Below are 17969 nucleotides of genomic sequence, written 5' to 3'. Positions count from 1 at the left end.
CAAAATCCATCTGCATGGAATGGGTTTGTCCCATCAGCATCTTTTCTCGCTTCTCCTGGATCGTTGACCGTGGCTGGAAACAGGAGCACACCCTACCCCGCGAATTCGGGATCTATCAATCTGATTTCATTATGAAATACTGTTTTCGGCGGAATCAACCCGTCTACGAGTAGAGCGGGTTTGCGTTGATCCGTGTGCAACTCACTTCACCATAGCCCATTGAAATCAAAACATAAAATTCCGATTGGCTGCGAGTTGTTCACGATTGAACTTTTTCATGCCCTTTCGCAACAAGAGCCAAGTCCGTCGGGCAGACGAAAGGCTGTTTCATGATCCATCAAAATCGTTTCGGAACGTCGGGATTCCATCCCAAAGATTGAGAGGTACTGAGCACGTGCGCGTGGCCTCATCTGTGCGAAACTCTGTGTGAGGCCACTGAGGGCGAGAAAGCCAATTGCACAACTCAAAATTTTGTGGGCGTAATTGTGGGAGCGGATGGTCATACGGCTTGCCGATCCTAGCTTCCACAAGCACTTAAGCGATTGCGCTTGCCACCTCCGTCTCCGCCACCTTCTTCCCGGATAACCCCGCCACGATCGGACCCGTCGCTAGCCCTTGCTGCGATGCCCGTTTGCGCGTTCGCACGGTCCAAGGATTCGAATCCGGCCGGGACGGAGAAGGCTCGGTCTGGTACAATCGTTCCAGCCGCCAGTGCGTCCAGATGATCGTCGTCAGGGGTCGCGTGGATTCGGCGATGGATATCGGCAGCCACCCGCGGTGCCGCTGACCTGGAAGGAGAATCGGGCATGAAATTCCAAACTCTCATGGCGGGGGCAGCGGCCCTCGCCCTCGCCGCCTGCGGTGGTGGAGCCACGGAAGAGGAAACCACTTCCGACGAAAGCGCGACCGAAACGCTCGTCGAAATTCCCGAGAGCCTTGCGCCATTCGGGGACGGCTACCCCAATTCGGGCGACCGTTGCCGGCGGCTTGGCGAATCCGAAGCCACCTCGAATTACCTCGACGACAGCGCCACGCTGGTCGGCTGCCCCAGCGAAGCTTCGGCTGAAGCCGTGGGCGGCAATATCGTGGGCAATGTCGAAGGTGTGCGGCTGGTATCGATCCCGATGGGCGATGCCAATACCGGCATGGGTGAGAATGGACCGGTAGAGGCCGCGCCTCCCCCGGCTCAGGCCGCAACTCCCGCAAGGCAGCAGGTTGCCATACGCGGGCCGAACAGCCTCGAAACGCGCTGCGCCTCCAAGGTCGAGCAAACGACTGGTGCGCGCGTGATCGGAACCAACCGCATCGAGGAGTCCGAGGCGGCCATCGGCATCTACGTAAATGTCGAAGGCGCTCAGGCACCGTGGCGCTGCCTTGCCTATCGTGACGGAACGGTCGGTGAAGTCATGTACACCGGGGACGAGGGGGCGCTATAGTCGCCCTCCGATCCCGGAGCGGGTCAGCGAACCTGTTCAGGGAGCGGATAGGTAGAATGGCGGAGCACTGACCAACGCACGTCAGGATTGGGAGAATCTGATGCGAAACACGATCCATACCGCACGAGGTGGCGTTGTCCGCCTCGCAGCCATCGCAACGGCCGCGCTGTTGGTGACCGGCTGCGAATCGATCTATGCTCCGCCGCACCCGCTCGACGGGACGAACTGGCGACTTTCCGACGTCGAAACATCGGGCACGTCGACGCAGCTCACCCCCGAACTTTCGTCGCGCCATCGGCTCAGCTTCGTCGATGGCGACAGGGCGCAATTGCAGCTCGACTGCAATCGCGGGAATGCCGAGTGGTCGGCTTCGATGCCATCGGCAGGCAATGGTTCGATCTCTTTCGGACCTGTCGCCTCGACCCGCGCATATTGCCCCCCACCGACTTTCGGCGGGGAACTCGCCTCGCGGCTTCCCGACGCGACGCGCTTCATTCTCGCGAGCGACCGCAGCGCGCTGACCATTCGCACGCCCGAGGCCGACTACATCTTCCTGCGCGACTAAATCGTCCTTCGCGACCGGCGCCGCGGAATGGCACGGCGCCGGTGAGCGATCGCTTCTTTCGCAGCCGATCTCCTGCAAACTCTCGATTTCGCAAGGATTTGCAGCGATAGTCCCTTGGTTATCGCGGCGCAAACGGCGCGGCTGACGCGGTTGAGCGTCGAGCGGAGGAGGGAGAATGGCACGGCAAGGCTTTCGTCGAGGAGCACCGAAGAAGCTTTTCATCGGTGCCCTTGTCCTCCTCGCTTTCCTCGGCGCCTTCGCGTTCCTCGGGGCGGACAGGAGCGTGCCTTCCGCGGCGATGCCTGCGCTCGCCGACGATGCTTCACCCCAGCAGCGGGGAGCGGCGGTGTTCGTCGGCGGCGGTTTTGGCGGCATCTCGCAGGATGCGCTCGAAACCAATGCGATTCCCTGGAAGCTCGCGGCTGCCGCGCTGGTGCTCGATCATCGGCGAACCGATCCGAAGGCGAAGATCGACCAGGCCACCCTGCGCAAAATCATGCAGCAGTTCGGGTTCCTTTACCCGGAGCGCTTGACGGGGATGCCGGACGGGCTGGCCACTCGTTTCGACAGCAAGCCACTCGGATTGACGCATGGCACCATCGCGCCCGTCGGCGGCGCGCGGGTGGAGGTCGCCAACATCGGCTGTGCGGCGTGCCATGCAGGGATAGCCTATGACCGCGGCGGCAATCCGATGCCGCAGATCGCCGCGCCGGGGATGCCCAATACCTCGCTCGATCTCGAACAATATACCTCGGCCATTTTCGAGGCGCTGCGCAATGAGGACGACGATGGCGCGCTCCTCGATGCAGCCGCGACGCTCTTCCCCGAGATGGGCTGGCGCGAGAAAGCGAGCCTGCGCTTCATCGTTCTCCCGCTCGCGCGGCAAAGGCTGGCCCAGCTTGCGGGTGAGGAGCGGGCAATGCCCTTCCCCAACGGGCTGCCCGGCGCGACCAACGGGGTCGCGGCGCTCAAGCAGCAGATTCGTTCGCCCATGCTCAATGGCGGGCCGGGCGAAGCGGGCTTCGTTTCCATCCCCGAGCTCGCGCTGCGCGACCGGCGCAGCCGGTTGCTGAGCGACGGAGCCTATGCCGCGCCGGGAGGCAAGCCCGATGCAAGCGAGCTGGCTGCCATCACAAGCTTCTTCACCGTTCCGAGCATGGGCATCCATCCCGATGTCGCTCGCTCGCACGAGGGAGATGCGATGGCGGTCTTCGCATGGCTGGCGGAATATCGCCCGCTGCGATTTCCCGGGCCTTTCGACGAAGCGCGCGCTCGTCGCGGGATGGCTGTATTCGAGGCGCAATGCGCGTCCTGCCACGGCAGCTATGAGTGGTCTGCGGCTACACCGCAGCTGAAGGACTTCCCGGATTGGGTAGGAGATGTCGGCACCGATCCGCTGCGCGCAGACGCCTTCGATGCGGCGCTGGCGCGCAAGGTCGCGGGGACGAGCTATGCGCAGACGATCGAGGTAAGGAACGGCGAGGGCTACGCAGCGCCGCCGCTTGCCGGGCTTTGGGCCTCGGCGCCTTACCTGCACAATGGTTCGGTCCAGAGCCTCGAAGCGTTGCTGGATCCGAGCAAACGCCTGCCTCGCTTCATGGTCGGCGGGCATGCGCTCGACTGGGAAACGGTCGGTTTGCGGGTCGATACGAGCGGGCGCTATCCGGCAGGCTATCGACCGTTCTCGCGCCCGCAATGGGTTGATACGCGCCAGCCGGGGCTCGGCAATACGGGGCATGAATACGGCAAGGAGCTGAGCGAAGAAGAGCGGCGGGCGCTGCTCGAATTTCTCAAAGCGCTCTAGTCGACCAGCACGTCCTCGAGCAGCAAGCGCGCCGGGGCAAAACCCTCGCCGTCGCGGCGCCCGATGCGGAACGCGCTGACGAGGCGATCTCCAGAAGGCAGGCCTGCAAGCTCGCCGACGTGCGATGCGATTGCCTCGTCATCGGCGATCGCTGCGAGGACGTTCGACCCGAAACCCGCCGCTTCGATTTCAAGCCACAGGCGATGGAAGGCGCGGCCGCTCTCGAACGGGTCCTCGCCCCGCGGGTGATGGAACAGGACCACGCCCGCCGCATGCGCGAAGCTGCTTTTCTCAGCCAGTAAAGCCTTTGTAAGGCCGAGCGCCGCTAGCGGCTTGAATAGCGGGCCGAGGACGAGGCCTGCGCCCCACGCCTCTATTCCCGACAGCTTCATGGCCGCCGCATTGAGGCCGTCGCGCGCCCAGCGCGGGTGGCTCTTGCGAAGGCGCATCCAGTGGCGGAGTTCGCTGCGGAACCCTTCGCGGCGCATAAAGCCGTAGCTCGCCTCATCATAGAGCTCCGCGATATGCCCGATCACCTTCGGATCGCTGACGATCGTGCGGTCCTGCCCGCCAAGCAACGCTGCTTCCTTGCGATCGGCTTGCGAAGGGGCATGGAACGGACCGCGCCACGACGCGCGGGTCGCCAGATGATCTGCGAGTGGATCAGGCGCGCCACCCTCATCGAGCATGATCCTCGCGACAATCAGGTACCCCGCATGCTCGCCGCCAGCCCGTTCGACCTGCGCACGCAGGCCGCGCTTCGAGGCAGCCAATGCAAACCCCTCGGCCGATGCTCCGAGACTGATCGCCGCATCGTGACCGGTCGGATCGCCGACCGCCAGCCGCCGCGAAATATCTTCGAGCAGCAGGACACTCTCGCCGTCGATATGCCAGCGCGCGGGCTGGACGTTGTGCACGCTGGGCGAAGCGATCGCCTCGCGAATAATCTCGCGCATGGTGTCCGGCGTCATGCGATGTCCTTCCGGAACAGGTGCAGCCGGTGCAGAGCGCGCCCGCCGAGGCGTTCGACCTGCCGCCAGCTGGCCGGGTTCTCGTCGGAAATCCATGTCCCGCCGAGTTGCTCGTAACCCGCATCGCGCAGCGCCTTGACCGTGCGTTCGAGCATGGCGCCCATGATGCCCTGCCCGTGCATCCGGCGCGCGACCGAGTAGAAGATGATCACCGCCCGCTTGCGGCGTAGGCGGTATTTCAGGAAATGGAACGGTGTGAGCAGGCCGATGCGCGAGCGCGCGTCGGAGAGGAAGCCGTTGAGGTCGGGGATGCAGATCACCGCGCCTACCGGCTCGCCGTCATGGTGCAGGATCGAGGAGAGCCGCGGATCGAGGATCGCGCTCATCTCGCCTGCCTGGAACAGGAATTCCTCCTGCGTCAGCGGGACGAACATCGGATTCTCGTCGAACCCGTCGTTGAGGACCTGGCGCGCTTCTTCCATCCGCTCGGGGAACACGCGCTTGGCGACCGGGGCGAAGTGAAAATGCGCGGGGTCGAGCTCGCGTCCCTTGAGCGAAGCCTGTTTCAGGTCGATCTCGAATGTCGACATCGGGAAAAAGCGTTCGAAGCCCGCGGTTTCCAGCATGCCGGGAAGCCACGGCGCGCCGACGATCATGTCGGTATAGGCGCGCTTGTCGAACCCGTCCGTCATCACGCCGCATTGCTGCATGGCTGTGAGGTTGAAATTGCCGACAAGCTCGCGCTGGCCTTGCGCCCTCGCCCAGTCCTCTGCGGCGAGCAGCAAGAGCTTCCCGGCTTCCGCGTCATCGGCGCAATCGAAGAAGCCGAACTGGGCGCGCGACCAGCCGTGGCGCGTGTTCGACTGGCCATGGACATGGGCGATGATTCGCCCGATCGGCTTGCCGCCGCGATGCGCGGTCCAGAAGGCGAAGGGATTGCCCGCCGTCCACAGCGGATTCTTCTGCGAGTCGAGCATGCGCTCGATATCGCTCTTGAGCGGCGAAACGTAGCCGAGCGATTTGGGATAGGCGTTGAACGGCGCGTCGAAGAATGCGCGCACGTCCCCTTGGCGAAGCTCCAGCGTCACTTGGCATTCTCCAGCAGCCGCGCGGCGATGTGGAGTTCGCTGGTCAGGCGATCGCTGCCGAGAGCTCCGCCGCTGATGGCGAGGAAGCGTGGCGGCGCAGCCGACATGCGCAGCAGGTGGCTGGCAGCAAAGCGCTCGAACAGTTCCGCTGCCGCACCGCCGGCAAGGTCGTCTTTCGCAAGATCGTCGGAAGCCACCACCCGGTGGCGCGCGAGTTCGGCGACGGCGTCGGCGGGAAGGTCGGACAGCTCTTCCGCTCCCAAGGTGACGGCGCTGGCGAGGAGCGGGTGCGAGGCGAGCAGTTCGGCGCGTGTTTCATAGCCTGCACCGAGCGGACCGAGCAGGCTGTCCGCTGCCTCGCGCGAACGGACCAGGCGATCGATCAGCAGAGCCAGTGCCACCACCGCGACCGCTACCGCCCCTGCTAGCATGGCGTAACCGGAATTGCCGGCAACATGGACCGCAGCCGCGACCAGCGCGCCGCCGCCCACGGTCAGGGCCACATCACCAAGCAGGGCGGCGGGGCGGCTCATGCCGGTGAGCAGGCGTCCTGTCGCCAGCACGAAAAGAAGCGCCGCAAAGGATCCACCGCGCACTGCGAGATCGGGGAACAGCCGCTGGAAATCGGTCAGCAGGAGCGGGATCGACAAGGCCAGTGCGAGCGCGACAAGGTCCGCCGCGCGCCGCTCGGCCAGCGATACCATGCTGCGATTGGCCATCAGATGCCAGAGCACGCCGCCGATGACGAAGAGCTGGAACGCCGCGAGCGCCATGACGGCTTCCCACGTCCAGATCAATCCAAGCGTCGCAGCCAGCAGCGAGAATACGACCGCCCCGCCCAGCGCGACCAGCTTGAGCGGGCGAGGCGCGTGGCGTCGCGCCAGTTCTTCCCCCAACCGCAGGGTCGCAAGCGGCAGCCAGGAGGCAACGACCATGACCGCGCTGACCAGCAGCTGCACTGGCCATGCCGCCAGCGCGAGGCGCAGCGCGATCAGCAGGCCGACGAGGAAATAGACCCGGCGCAGGGTTTCAGCGACACCGCCCTCGCCCGCACGCCTGCCCGCCTGCCAGCGCGCCAGGACGACGGCGGCAAGCGCAAGCACTGCGATGATTAGCGCGGCCGTCTTCATCCCATCAGCTTCTTCATGAAGCGGCGCACCAGCAACCGCTTCGGGAAGGCGAGCGGCGCGGCGAGCGGCTTCTCGACCTTCACCGCATGCGCATTGAAGAAGTAGCCGCGATTGTCGGTCCCGCCTTCGCGGCCGAGGATGATGCGGATCGCCTCCTCCGCCATCAGCGTGCCCGACATGGTCACCATGGTCGAAAAGGAGAAGCGCGAGCGCGTGCCCGCCGCCACTTCGGCCGCGACGTCGAGATCGACATATTTGTGGCTCGAGGAATGGACGAGGACGTATTCGATTTCCTTCATCAGGCACTCGACCGCCATGTCCTGCGTGATGTCGTGCCAGTCGACGCCCACGGTCGGGTAGCCGAGCCGTTCTTCCAGCCTCGGGTCTTGCGGCTTGACCACGGTGACCGAGGGAAGCGGCGAGGCATAGGCGTCGATCAGCGTGCGGCCATGCTCGCGGCACTTGCGATAGAAATGCGCGCCGGCGGCGGCGTCATCCATCCCGTTGATCACGACATCGACGCGCGGGAGGATGTCGTCGAGCCGGTCGGTCCATTCGCGGCCCAGCACTTCCAGCTCGATCTCGGGATTGATCTCGCGGGCGAGCCGGGCGGCGCTCTCGGCCTTTTGCCGGTCGATAGTATCCGCGCGGCAGAACAGCTGGCGGTTGAGGTTCGACACTTCGAACACGTCGATATCGGCAATCACGAAGCGCCCGACGCCCGCGCGCACCAGCGCCATGAAGGCCGCCCCGCCCATTCCGCCGACGCCGGGAATGAAAACGCTCCCCTTGCGCAGGCGCTCCTGCTCCTGCTCGTCGACGAAGCCGCGGTTGCGGGTCGTCATTTCCTCGTAGGTGAATGCGGTCATTTTGAAGCCCTCAATCGGCCGAATGGGGTGGATGCGTCGAGCCACTGCGCAAGCGGGGCGAGCGCGGCCCCGGTGACGACGATCACTGCCTGCACCATCAGCTGCGGCAAGGCGCTGCGCGGAACGCTGCGCGAGAGGAAGCGCTGCCCGGCGGCAAGGTCGATCGCGCCGATCTGCAGCACGTCGTCGCCGCGCGCGTAGTCCAGCTCCTCGCGGCAGTAGTCGTTGTAGCTATCCTTGCGGTGCTTGGTCGCGACCTCGAAGCTCTTCTTCAGATTGTCCGACCCGCCGGTGTAGGCATCGGTGATGACCTGCCGGTCGAGGTCGAAGCCCGCATCCTCGCCGACCCCGAAGGCGGCGCGATGGTGCTGCATGATCTGGTGCGCGAGGTGCCGGTGGGTGAAGCTCTGCCGCGTGCCCTGCTGTGCAGGAAAGACCGAGCTGAACGTCTCGGCCACCATCCCGACCACGGCGGGAACCTGCGTCACGCTGCTGACCCAGACGGGCCGCATCCGGCCACGCAGGAACAGCGCGAAGCAAGTCAGGCCGTAGAGTATCCACGACAGCCCCCCGCTCCTCTCGTCCGGGTCGACCATGACGAGGCCGAGGTGGAGCACGCAGTCGCTCGCGCTGCCGCGCCGCACATCGAGCATCGGCATGGCGTTGAACGCGACCGGGCGGCCATCGTCGCGCCGGCGGACCAGCGTGATGACGCTGCGCGACCATGCCTCGCTCTCGGGTTCGAAAAGGCCATAATCGAGCGTTTCGCCCTTGAGGCAGGCGCGCACGACCTGTTCGCAATCGGCCTTCAGTTTCTCGAATTCACGCTTTGGCAGCGCGTCGCCGGGCTGCTCGTAGATATGCACGCGGAATTCGCGGCTCGCGTTGAACGAGACCGACAGCCGGTCGCCCGACATCGCCTTCAGCATGTAGAGCATGTCGACCCCCCGCTCCCAGACAAAGGCTCGATACACCATAATCGATAAGAAAGTCATACGCTTCTGCCGAGGCGGCCCGGCACAGGCGAGTTTTCCCGCCTGCCGCGCATTCCGGTTTCATTGGAAACCAAAGCGTCCTAGAGCTTGACGCATGGATCGTGCGCAAATCGTACATGAGAATTTCCTGCGCCGGACGGCTTCCGGCGACCTGCCTGCGGGCAAAGCTCCGGCCGGGCCGCTCGATGCCGGATTGGCAGTGCAGGTCTATCGTTCGGGCTGCCTGACGCGCGCGCTCGATATCACCAGCCGCAAGATGCAGGCGGCGGGCGAAGGCTTCTACACCATCGGCTCCTCGGGCCACGAAGGGATGGCGGCAGTCGCTGCCGCGCTTCGGCCAACCGACATGGCCTTCCTTCACTACCGCGATGCCGCCTTCCAGATCGAGCGGGCGAACCAGGTGCCCGGGCAATCGATCGCGTGGGACATGCTGCTTAGCTTCGCCTGCTCGAGCGAGGATCCGATCAGCGGCGGGCGGCACAAGGTGCTGGGTTCGAAGGCGCTCAACATCCCGCCGCAGACCTCGACCATCGCGAGCCACCTGCCCAAGGCGGTCGGCGCGGCCTATTCGGTCGGCCTCGCCAAGCGAGTGCGGCCCGAGCACCAGGCATTGCCCGACGATGCCATCGTGATGTGCAGCTTCGGCGATGCGAGCGCGAACCATTCGACCGCGCAGGGTGCGATCAACACTAGCTGCTGGACCGCCTACCAGAAAGTGCCGATGCCGCTCCTGTGGGTGTGCGAGGACAACGGGATCGGGATTTCGACCAAGACCCCGACCGGCTGGATCGCGGCCAATTTCTCGCAGCGGCCCGACCTTGCCTATTTCCACTGCGACGGGCTCGACATCTACGAGACCTTCCGCGTTGCGCGCGAAGCTGCCGAATATGTCCGGACACGGCGCAAGCCTGCATTCCTGCACATCCGCACCGTTCGGCTCTACGGCCACGCGGGGGCCGACGTGCAGACGACCTATATGTCGAAGGCCGAGGTCGAGGCCGACGAGGCGAACGATCCGCTGCTCCACAGTGTCCGCCTGCTGGGCGATGCGGGCGCGCTCGACAGCGGCGAAGCAGTCGCGATCTACGAGCGGACCCTCGCCCGCGTCGAGCGGATCCGCGAAGAGGCCGTCACCCGCCCGCGCCTCGACAGCGCCGAGGGCGTGATGCGCAGCCTTATCCCGCCGAAGCGCGAGAACACGCCGAGCAACGGCCCCTCGTCGGAGGCGCGCGCAGCGGCATTCGGCTCCGACCTGAAAGCGATGGAGCAGCCGCAGATCATGAGCCGCTGCATCAACTGGGCGCTGACCGACCTCATGCTCGAACACCGCGAGATCGCGCTGATGGGCGAGGACGTGTGCGCCAAGGGCGGCGTTTATGGCGTGACGCAGAAACTCGGCCAGCGCTTCGGCCGGGCGCGGGTGATCGACACGCTGCTCGACGAACAATCGATCCTCGGGCTCGCGATCGGCATGGCGCACAACGGTTTCGTGCCGATGCCCGAAATCCAGTTCCTCGCCTATCTCCACAATGCCGAAGACCAGCTGCGCGGCGAGGCGGCGACGCTGCCGTTCTTCTCCAACGGGCAATTCACCAACCCGATGGTCGTGCGCATTGCCGGGCTCGGCTACCAGAAGGGTTTCGGCGGGCACTTCCACAACGACAACAGCTTCGCGGTGTTGCGCGACATTCCCGGCCTCGTTCTTTGCTGCCCGTCGAACGGCGCGGACGCGGCGAAGCTGCTGCGCGAATGCGTGCGGCTCGCGCGCGAGGAGCAGCGGCTGGTGGTCTTCCTCGAGCCCATCGCGCTCTATCCGATGCGCGACCTGCACGAGGCGGGCGATGGCGGGTGGCTGCGGCACTATCCCGCACCGGGCGAAAACATCGCGCTCGGACAGGTGACCAGGCATGGCGACGGGAGCGACCTTGCCATCGTGAGCTATGCCAACGGGCTCTATCTCTCGCTGCAGGCGCAGAAGCGGCTCGCGGCTGAAGGCGTGAAGAGCCGCGTGATCGACCTGCATTGGCTCAGCCCGCTACCCGAGGAGGCGCTGCTCGAAGCCATCGGCGATGCTGGCCGCGTATTGGTGGTCGACGAAACGCGCCGGACCGGCGGCCTTGCCGAAGCGCTAATGACTATGCTCGGCGAACGGACGGACAAGCCGCTCGCACGCTATGTCGCCGAGGACAGCTTCATCCCGACCGGCCCGGCCTATGCGACTACCATGCCGAGCGCCGATGGTATCGTTGCCGCCGCGCAGGACCTGATCGGAGGCAAGGCATGAGCGCGCGCAAGACCGCCGTTGTCGTCTGCCCGGGGCGCGGAACCTACAACAAGGCCGAACTCGGCTATCTCGGTCGTCACTTCCCCGATGCAGGACTGCTCGCCGAATTCGACCGCCAGCGCGCCGAAGCAGGGCAGGAAACGCTGAGCGCGCTCGACGGGGCGGACCGGTTCAGCCTCGCCAAGCACACGCGCGGCGACAATGCTTCGGGGCTGATTTTCGCCGCGACGCTAGGCGACTTCCTCTCGATCGACCGCGATGAAATCGACATCCTTGCGGTGACGGGCAATTCGATGGGCTGGTACTCCGCGCTCGCCTGTGCCGGGGCGACTTCGCCGGGCGACGGGTTCCGCGTCGCCAACACCATGGGCACCTTCATGCAGGACGCGCTCATCGGCGGCCAGCTGGTCTATCCCTTTCTCGGCGACGACTGGCGACCCGACGCGGAGCGCAAGGCCGCGCTGCTGGCGATGGTCGCGGACATCGACGCGCGCGCCGAGCATGTGCTCGCCCTGTCGATCGACCTCGGCGGGATGCTGGTGCTGGCGGGCAACGAGGCGGGCCTCAAGGCCTTCGAGAGCGAGGCAGAGCCGATCGACGGGCGTTTCCCGATGCGGCTCGGCAATCATGCAGCGTTCCACACGCACCTCCAGCAGCCCGTCGCCGAGCGTGGCCGCGCGGCGCTGGCGCCAGAGCTGTTCACACAGCCGAAGCTGCCGATGGTCGACGGGCGCGGCGCGATCTGGTGGCCGCATGCGAGCGATAACGATGCATTGTGGGACTACACGCTCGGGCACCAGGTGACCGAAAGCTACGACTTCACCCGGGCAATCACCGTCGCCGCGCGCGAGTTCGCGCCGGACCTGTTCATCGTGACCGGTCCGGGGACCACGCTCGGCGGGGCCGTCGCGCAGTCGCTGATCCTCGCCGACTGGCGCGCAATGGGCAGCAAGGCGGATTTCAAGGCGCGGCAGGAAAGCGATCCGCTGCTCGTCTCGATGGGCATGGCCGAGCAGCGCGGGCTGGTAACCGCTCAGTAACCGATCCGTACCCCGGCCCACACGGTGCGCGGCGCGCCGAGGTCGAGATTGCCGTCCGAATTGCGCGTGACGATCGTCTCGTCGGTCAGATTCTCGCCCCGCAGCACGATGGAAAATCGTCCGGAAAGCGGGATCTGAGCATAGGCGCCAAGCGTCGTCGCAGCGGGCAGCACGTCGCTTTCCTGGTCGCTTTCGAACTGCTTTCCGACATGGCGCAGCGTTGCAGCTAGCAGCCAGCCTTTGGACGGACGCCAGCTAGCCGTCGCGGCAGCTGCAAACTCGGGCGTCTGCGGCGGGCGGTTACCGTCGAGCGCGAGCGAAGCGCCCTGCCCGTCGACCGTCGCATCGGTGTAAGTCGCGGTCGCGTCGAGCGAGAATGCGCCCTGCGTAAGCGACAGCCCCGCTTCCAAGCCCTGTGCGTCGATAGCAGGCAGGTTCTGCCGCTGGCGCAACGTCGGCGTCAGCGTGACATTGGCAATCGCGTTCTCGACCCGGTTGTCGAAAGCCGTCAGCGAGAATTCCACGCCTTCGACCGGCGTGATGTCCAGCCCGGCTTCGAAGCCCTCCAGCTTCTCGTTCTCGAGCGCGGCATTGGCCTCGGTCGTGACGGGGAAGACCACGAAGGGGCGGTAAAGCTCGTTGAGCGTCGGCAGGCGCAGGCCGGAATAGGCTGCGGCGCGCAAGCGGATGGCATCGCTCGCCTGCCACGCAGCGCCGGCGCGATAGGTCACCGTCCAGTCGGAGCGGTCGGGCGCGATGGTTTCCGAAACGAGCGCCCCGCCAGCATCCACCGCACGGTAGAACCCGCCCGAAATGACCGTGCGGTCGGCGCGCACGCCGCCCGTCAGCACGACCGGTCCGAGGCTCCAGTCGTCTTCGATGAAGAAGCCGAGGTCCGAATTGGTCCCGCCTGCACGGCGACGCTCGCGAAGCGCGCCGGTGAAGGCGCTGTAGGCCTCTTCCTGCAATTCGCCGTCCGAGCGGCGGTAATCGACACCGAGGCGCAGGACGTGGTCCTCGCCCACCGGCGGGCGCAGTTCCAGCTTGCCGCCAAGGCCCGTCGAAGGCGTGTTGCGCTGGTCGAGGACGCGGGTGAAGCGCGTCGAGCTGATCACCACATTCGAGAAATTGCGTGCCTGCAGATAGGCCAGCGCATCGACCTGCCAGTCGCCACGCGAGACCAGACGGACGCTGACGTCCTGCCCCTCGCTCGAGGAATCCGCGCCGTCGAAACGCAAGGTGCGCTCGTCGCGGAATGCCAGTCCGCGTGCCTGCAGTTCGAGTGTGTCCGAGATCGGGGCAACACCGCGCAGGCCGATCGACCAGCTGTCGAACGCAGCGCGCGCGGAGGCGGGAACGCGATCGGCTTCCGGGGTGGTGTAGAACCCCTTGCCGCGGTCCCATCGCCCGCTGATGACGCCGAAACCGCCGCCTAGCTCGGAAGCGACCGTCGCGCTCGCCTCGGTTTCCCCGCGATCGTTGGCGAGGAGCGAACCGCTTAGCAGGCCAAGTTCGCCCGCATCGGCGCTGGTGAGTTCGATGGTGCCTGCCAGCGCGCCTGCACCGAACGGCCCGCTACCCCCGCCGCGCGTTACGCGGATCGAGGAAAGCCGCTCGGGCGCAATCGCGGACAGCGGGATGTAGCCGAAGAACGGGTCGGCCATCGGCACGCCGTCGAGCAGCACAAGCGCGCGGCTGGTCGCGTTTCCGCCCAGCGCGCGCAGGGTCACGCCCTGGGCGCTCGGATTGGAGGAACGGCTGTCCGAGCGGCGGAATTGCTGGAAGCCCGCGACCGCGCCGAGCACGTCCTCGATCCGTCCCGATGGCGAGGTGACGATCTGCTCGCGCTCCAGTTCGCGCGCGGCATAGGCGACGGCGGCGGGGGTCTCCTCGAGACCCTGGCCGACGACGACGATCTCGTCTTCGTCCGTTTCCTCGCGAGCTTCCTGAGCGGCGAGCGGGGTGGCGGCAAGGGCCAGAATGGGCAGTGCGGCAATGGCTTTCATGCAAGGCATAACCGGGCCCTAGCGAATGGTTCCGGCGTAGTCAGTTGCAATTTGCCATCGGGACTCGCCTTGGCGCTTCGAATGATTTACCTAAACGTCAAGAGGAGAGAGAGCATGTTGGCATCAACCAGCGATTTCGACGTTCTGATCGTCGGCGCCGGCATTTCGGGGATCGGGATGGCGGCTCACATGGAAATGATGTGTCCGGGCCGCAGCTACGCCATCGTCGAACGGCGCGAGAACCTTGGCGGGACGTGGGACCTGTTCCGCTATCCCGGCATCCGTTCCGACAGCGACATGCACACCCTCGGCTTCGTGTTCGAGCCGTGGAAGCACGAAAAGTCGATCGCCGATGCCCCGTCGATCCTCGAATACCTCAACCGGATCGTCGACGAGCGCGATATCCGCCAACACATCCGCTACCAGCACAAGGTCGTCTCGGCCGACTGGCACAGCGGCGAGGCGCGCTGGCACGTGACGATGGAAAAAGCCGACGGGTCGACCGCGACCATGACGGCCAGCTTCCTCTATCTCGGCTCGGGCTATTATGACTACGACCAGCCCTATGATCCGGGCTTCGAATTCGCCGATTTCGACGGACAGGTGATCCACCCGCAGTTCTGGCCGGAAGACCTCGACTACACGGACAAGAAGGTGGTGGTTATCGGCTCGGGCGCAACAGCCGTTACCATCGTGCCCTCGATGGCGGACAAGGCGGCCAAGGTCACCATGCTCCAGCGTACCCCGACCTGGATGTTCTCGCGTCCCGCGAAGGACGGGATCGCCAATTTCCTGCGCAAGATCCTGCCGGAAGAAGTCGCGTACAAGATCACGCGCTGGAAGAACATCAAGATGCAGGACTTCGGCTTCAAGCAGGCTCGCACCAAGCCGCAGAAGGTCGCCGAGGGGCTGCACAAGCGCATCCGCAAGTCGATGGGCAGCGATTACGACCTCACGCCTTTCACGCCGCCCTACAACCCGTGGGAGCAGCGCCTGTGCCTCGTGCCGGACGACGACCTGTTCGAAGCGATGAAGAGCGGCAAGGCCGACGTCGTCACCGGGCGCATCAAGCGCTTCGTGAAGGGCGGCATCGAGCTTGAAAACGGCGACGTGATCGAAGCCGACATCATCGTCACCGCGACCGGCCTCAAGCTCGCCCTCAACGGCAAGATCGCCATCAGCCAGGACGGCCAGCCGATCGATTTCAGCGAGCGCTTCTACTACAAGGGCTGCATGTTCTCCAACGTGCCGAACCTCGCGGTGGTCTTCGGCTATCTCAATGCCAGCTGGACCCTGCGGGCCGACCTCAATTCCGAGTTCGTCTGCCGGGTATTGAACGAGATGGAAAAGCGCGGCAGCGACGTTGCCGTGCCGCACCTGCCGGACGATCACACCCTCGAGGAAGACGACCTGTTCGACTTCTCCTCCGGCTACATCCAGCGCGGCAAGCACATCATGCCGAAGAGCGCGACGGAGTATCCCTGGCGGCTCAACCAGGAATATGTCTACGATCGCAAGATCATGCGCGAAGGACCGGTCGACGACGGGCTGCTGGCTTTCCGCAAGGCGGGCGCAAACGCGATCGAGCCCGAAGAACAGTTGGAAGCGGCGGAGTAATTCTCCGCCCGTCCCGCTTCGCTCTTTAACTCGGGCTACGGCTCGCCTAGTCAGGCTGCATGAGCTCTTCCGACAAAGATCGTATCTGGACCGCCGGCCTTCTCATCATCGGTGACGAGATCCTGTCCGGCCGCACGCAGGACAAGAATATCGCACAGGTTGCGCGCTGGCTGCAGGTGCAGGGCATCCGCCTTGCCGAGGTGCGCGTCGTGCCGGACGTGCAAGAGAAGATCGTCAAGGCGTTCAACGAAGTCCGGGCCGAGAACGACTACATGTTCACCACCGGCGGTATCGGGCCGACGCATGACGACATTACCGTCGATGCGATCGCGGCCGCTCTCGGCGTCGACGTGGTGATCCATCCGCAGGCGCGCGCGATCCTCGAACGCTACTATGCCGACAAGGGCGGCATCAACGAAGGCCGCCTGCGCATGGCGCGTGTGCCGGACGGTGCCGAGCTCATCCCCAACCGCATGTCGGGCGCGCCGGGCATCAGGCTGGGCAACATCTTCCTGATGGCAGGGGTGCCGCACATCACCGCCGGCATGCTCGATTCGCTGACCGGAGAACTCGAAGGCGGCGCGCCGCTCATCAGCGAGACGGTCGGCGGCTTCATCCCTGAAAGCGAAGTCGCCGCGCTCCTCGCCGAAGTCGAACAGGCGCACGAGAAATGCCAGATCGGCAGCTATCCCTTCTTCCGCGACGGCAAGGTCGGGTCGAACTTCGTCATCCGCTCGACCGATGCGGACGAATTGCAGAGCTGCATGAATGCCCTGTGCGAAGGGCTTGGCGAGAATGGCTGGGATTTCACGCCGGGCGGCATCTGATCCCGCCGCCTTTTCAGTAATGCGCGATGGTCAGCTTGCCATAGTCGCTCGCTGAAAGCTGGGCCTTCAGCGTCTCGCTCACCTCTTCCATGAAGGCATCGAGGTCATCGACCTCGCAATAAATGCGAAGCGCATTCCATTCGGGCAGGTCGTCGCCATCCGGCACGGAATACCAGCGCCCGCCCTCCTCGACGATCGAGGTGATGCGCGGATCCGCTTCGAGGATTCGCTGCGCACGGTCGACAGCAGTGTCGTCGCCGGTCTGGTGAATGGTGAAGCGAGCCGGTCCGGGTTTCGCGTCGGCCGGAGGAGGCGGTGACGTTTCCTCCGGCGATGCCTCGGAAGGCTCCTCGCGGCGCAATGTGACGCCGCCGAACCAGATTTCCCACGAGGCGACGAAGAACCCGATCAGCAGGATCGCCCCGCCGACGATGAGAGTCTGCCAACCCTCGCTCGACCCTTCGTAAAGCAGTTCCCATGCGCCCATCGCCAGGATGGCGAAGGCGAGCAGCATGCCGCAACCGCCCAGTGTCGATCTGTCCATGATTGTACCCCCGCGCACATACTAGCGCGGGGCGGCGACAAAGCAAAAGGGCCGGAGGATCGCTCCCCCGGCCCTTTCGAATTCGTGTCAGGCGAAAGTTACGCGCCTTCGACTTCGCTCAGGTCGACCTTGAGGCCCGGACCCATCGAGGAGGTCAGCGAAACCTTCTTGACGTACTTGCCCTTGGCGCCCGTCGGCTTCGCCTTGACGACCGCTTCGGTCAGAGCCTTGAAGTTCGCCTTCAGGTCTTCGTCCTTGAACGACAGCTTGCCGATGCCCGAGTGGATGATGCCCATCTTCTCGACGCGGAATTCGACCTGGCCGCCCTTGGCGTCCTTGACGGCCTGTTCCACGTTCGGCGTGACGGTGCCGAGCTTCGGGTTCGGCATCAGGCCCTTCGGACCCAGAACCTTACCGAGACGGCCGACGACACCCATCATGTCCGGCGTGGCGATCACGCGGTCATAGTCGAGGTTGCCGTTCTGCATGTCTTCCATCAGGTCTTCGGCACCGACCTTGTCGGCACCAGCTGCGGCAGCCTTCTCGGCGTTGTCGCCGCGTGCGAAGACTGCGACCTTGACGTCCTTGCCAGTGCCGCTCGGGAGCGAAACCATGCCGCGGACCATCTGGTCTGCGTGGCGCGGATCGACGCCGAGGTTCATCGCGACTTCGACGGTCTCGTCGAACTTCGCCTTGTGTTCGCGCAGCGTGGCGATTGCTTCGTCCACGGTGTAGAGCTTCTCGCTGTCGAGAGCTGCAACCTGCTTCTGCTTCTTGGTCTGCTTAGCCATTG

15 protein-coding genes are annotated in these 17969 nt (G+C 65.1%); 7 read left to right on the top strand and 8 right to left on the bottom strand.

The annotated features are described in order from the left end of the window. The first annotated feature begins 806 nt into the window (after positions 1-806). The 3 genes from EO245_RS04695 to EO245_RS04685 all read left to right on the top strand — a co-directional run bounded on the left by EO245_RS04695 (position 807) and on the right by EO245_RS04685 (position 3805). Positions 807-1436, top strand: coding sequence for a hypothetical protein (locus tag EO245_RS04695; protein ID WP_128891842.1), 630 nt, complete (start codon positions 807-809; stop codon positions 1434-1436). A 100-nt stretch (positions 1437-1536) separates the two neighbouring features. Continuing rightward, positions 1537-2001, top strand: a complete 465-nt coding sequence (locus EO245_RS04690; RefSeq protein ID WP_128891841.1) for an META domain-containing protein — start codon at positions 1537-1539, stop codon at positions 1999-2001. 175 nt (positions 2002-2176) lie between these two features. Beyond that, positions 2177-3805 (top strand): hypothetical protein, encoded by a 1629-nt coding sequence (locus tag EO245_RS04685; RefSeq protein WP_128891840.1) that lies wholly within the window; start codon positions 2177-2179, stop codon positions 3803-3805. Here EO245_RS04685 and EO245_RS04680 read toward each other — a convergent pair. The 5 genes from EO245_RS04680 to EO245_RS04660 are packed head-to-tail and all read right to left on the bottom strand — an operon-like array spanning position 3802 to position 8801. Continuing rightward, positions 3802-4776 (bottom strand): hypothetical protein, encoded by a 975-nt coding sequence (locus tag EO245_RS04680; protein ID WP_128891839.1) that lies wholly within the window; start codon positions 4774-4776, stop codon positions 3802-3804. The genes EO245_RS04685 and EO245_RS04680 overlap by 4 nt on opposite strands. Then, positions 4773-5837, bottom strand: coding sequence for a GNAT family N-acetyltransferase (locus EO245_RS04675; RefSeq protein ID WP_234026960.1), 1065 nt, complete (start codon positions 5835-5837; stop codon positions 4773-4775). The genes EO245_RS04680 and EO245_RS04675 overlap by 4 nt, the downstream gene beginning before the upstream one ends. A 23-nt stretch (positions 5838-5860) precedes the next feature. Further along, the gene (locus tag EO245_RS04670) at positions 5861-6994 is read right to left on the bottom strand and encodes a hypothetical protein (protein WP_128891837.1); all 1134 of its coding nucleotides are present in this window, start codon (positions 6992-6994) and stop codon (positions 5861-5863) included. Continuing rightward, on the bottom strand, positions 6991-7863 hold the full coding sequence (locus EO245_RS04665; protein ID WP_128891836.1) for a ThiF family adenylyltransferase: 873 nt from the start codon (positions 7861-7863) through the stop codon (positions 6991-6993). The genes EO245_RS04670 and EO245_RS04665 overlap by 4 nt, the downstream gene beginning before the upstream one ends. Then, the gene (locus EO245_RS04660; RefSeq protein WP_128891835.1) at positions 7860-8801 is read right to left on the bottom strand and encodes a hypothetical protein; all 942 of its coding nucleotides are present in this window, start codon (positions 8799-8801) and stop codon (positions 7860-7862) included. Before EO245_RS04660 ends, EO245_RS04665 begins: the two co-directional genes overlap by 4 nt. Positions 8802-8952: 151 nt before the next feature. On the opposite strand from EO245_RS04660, the gene EO245_RS04655 reads away from it, so the two are divergent. Both EO245_RS04655 and EO245_RS04650 read left to right on the top strand, forming a co-directional pair. Continuing rightward, positions 8953-11142 carry a thiamine pyrophosphate-dependent enzyme gene (locus EO245_RS04655; RefSeq protein ID WP_128891834.1) on the top strand — a complete coding sequence of 730 codons (2190 nt, stop codon included), beginning with the start codon at positions 8953-8955 and terminating at the stop codon, positions 11140-11142. After that, entirely contained in the window at positions 11139-12182 is a 1044-nt protein-coding gene (locus EO245_RS04650) for an ACP S-malonyltransferase (protein ID WP_128891833.1), read from the top strand. The genes EO245_RS04655 and EO245_RS04650 overlap by 4 nt, the downstream gene beginning before the upstream one ends. Here EO245_RS04650 and EO245_RS04645 read toward each other — a convergent pair. Beyond that, positions 12176-14188, bottom strand: a complete 2013-nt coding sequence (locus EO245_RS04645) for a TonB-dependent receptor (RefSeq protein ID WP_128891832.1) — start codon at positions 14186-14188, stop codon at positions 12176-12178. The genes EO245_RS04650 and EO245_RS04645 overlap by 7 nt on opposite strands. Positions 14189-14302: 114 nt before the next feature. Here EO245_RS04645 and EO245_RS04640 point away from each other — a divergent pair, with 114 nt between their 5' ends. Then, a complete protein-coding gene (locus tag EO245_RS04640) occupies positions 14303-15805 on the top strand; it encodes an NAD(P)/FAD-dependent oxidoreductase (protein ID WP_128891831.1) in 1503 nt (500 codons plus the stop codon). 59 nt (positions 15806-15864) lie between these two features. Further along, the gene (locus EO245_RS04635; RefSeq protein WP_128891830.1) at positions 15865-16632 is read left to right on the top strand and encodes a molybdopterin-binding protein; all 768 of its coding nucleotides are present in this window, start codon (positions 15865-15867) and stop codon (positions 16630-16632) included. A 13-nt stretch (positions 16633-16645) separates the two neighbouring features. Here the strand turns inward: EO245_RS04635 and EO245_RS04630 are convergent, their stop codons facing one another. Next, positions 16646-17176 carry a hypothetical protein gene (locus tag EO245_RS04630; RefSeq protein WP_128891829.1) on the bottom strand — a complete coding sequence of 177 codons (531 nt, stop codon included), beginning with the start codon at positions 17174-17176 and terminating at the stop codon, positions 16646-16648. Between the two features lie 98 nt (positions 17177-17274). After that, entirely contained in the window at positions 17275-17967 is a 693-nt protein-coding gene (gene rplA / locus EO245_RS04625) for a 50S ribosomal protein L1 (RefSeq protein ID WP_128891828.1), read from the bottom strand. Positions 17968-17969 lie beyond the last annotated feature (2 nt).

It is taken from the genome of Erythrobacter sp. HKB08 (genome assembly GCF_004114695.1).
Classification (GTDB): Bacteria; Pseudomonadota; Alphaproteobacteria; order Sphingomonadales; family Sphingomonadaceae; genus Parerythrobacter_A.
Note: the sequence above shows the minus strand (reverse complement) of the source record. Positions and strands in the feature narration are given on the sequence as shown.

Bases quoted from the DNA above. Each gene is read 5' to 3' on its own strand.
- EO245_RS04695 (WP_128891842.1), top strand. From the start codon at position 807: ATGAAATTCCAAACTCTCATGGCGGGGGCAGCGGCCCTCGCCCTCGCC.
- EO245_RS04690 (WP_128891841.1), top strand. From the start codon at position 1,537: ATGCGAAACACGATCCATACCGCACGAGGTGGCGTTGTCCGCCTCGCA.
- EO245_RS04685 (WP_128891840.1), top strand. From the start codon at position 2,177: ATGGCACGGCAAGGCTTTCGTCGAGGAGCACCGAAGAAGCTTTTCATC.
- EO245_RS04680 (WP_128891839.1), bottom strand. From the start codon at position 4,776: ATGACGCCGGACACCATGCGCGAGATTATTCGCGAGGCGATCGCTTCG.
- EO245_RS04670 (WP_128891837.1), bottom strand. From the start codon at position 6,994: ATGAAGACGGCCGCGCTAATCATCGCAGTGCTTGCGCTTGCCGCCGTC.
- EO245_RS04665 (WP_128891836.1), bottom strand. From the start codon at position 7,863: ATGACCGCATTCACCTACGAGGAAATGACGACCCGCAACCGCGGCTTC.
- EO245_RS04660 (WP_128891835.1), bottom strand. From the start codon at position 8,801: ATGCTCTACATGCTGAAGGCGATGTCGGGCGACCGGCTGTCGGTCTCG.
- EO245_RS04655 (WP_128891834.1), top strand. From the start codon at position 8,953: ATGGATCGTGCGCAAATCGTACATGAGAATTTCCTGCGCCGGACGGCT.
- EO245_RS04650 (WP_128891833.1), top strand. From the start codon at position 11,139: ATGAGCGCGCGCAAGACCGCCGTTGTCGTCTGCCCGGGGCGCGGAACC.
- EO245_RS04645 (WP_128891832.1), bottom strand. From the start codon at position 14,188: ATGAAAGCCATTGCCGCACTGCCCATTCTGGCCCTTGCCGCCACCCCG.
- EO245_RS04640 (WP_128891831.1), top strand. From the start codon at position 14,303: ATGTTGGCATCAACCAGCGATTTCGACGTTCTGATCGTCGGCGCCGGC.
- EO245_RS04635 (WP_128891830.1), top strand. From the start codon at position 15,865: ATGAGCTCTTCCGACAAAGATCGTATCTGGACCGCCGGCCTTCTCATC.
- EO245_RS04630 (WP_128891829.1), bottom strand. From the start codon at position 17,176: ATGGACAGATCGACACTGGGCGGTTGCGGCATGCTGCTCGCCTTCGCC.
- rplA (WP_128891828.1), bottom strand. From the start codon at position 17,967: ATGGCTAAGCAGACCAAGAAGCAGAAGCAGGTTGCAGCTCTCGACAGC.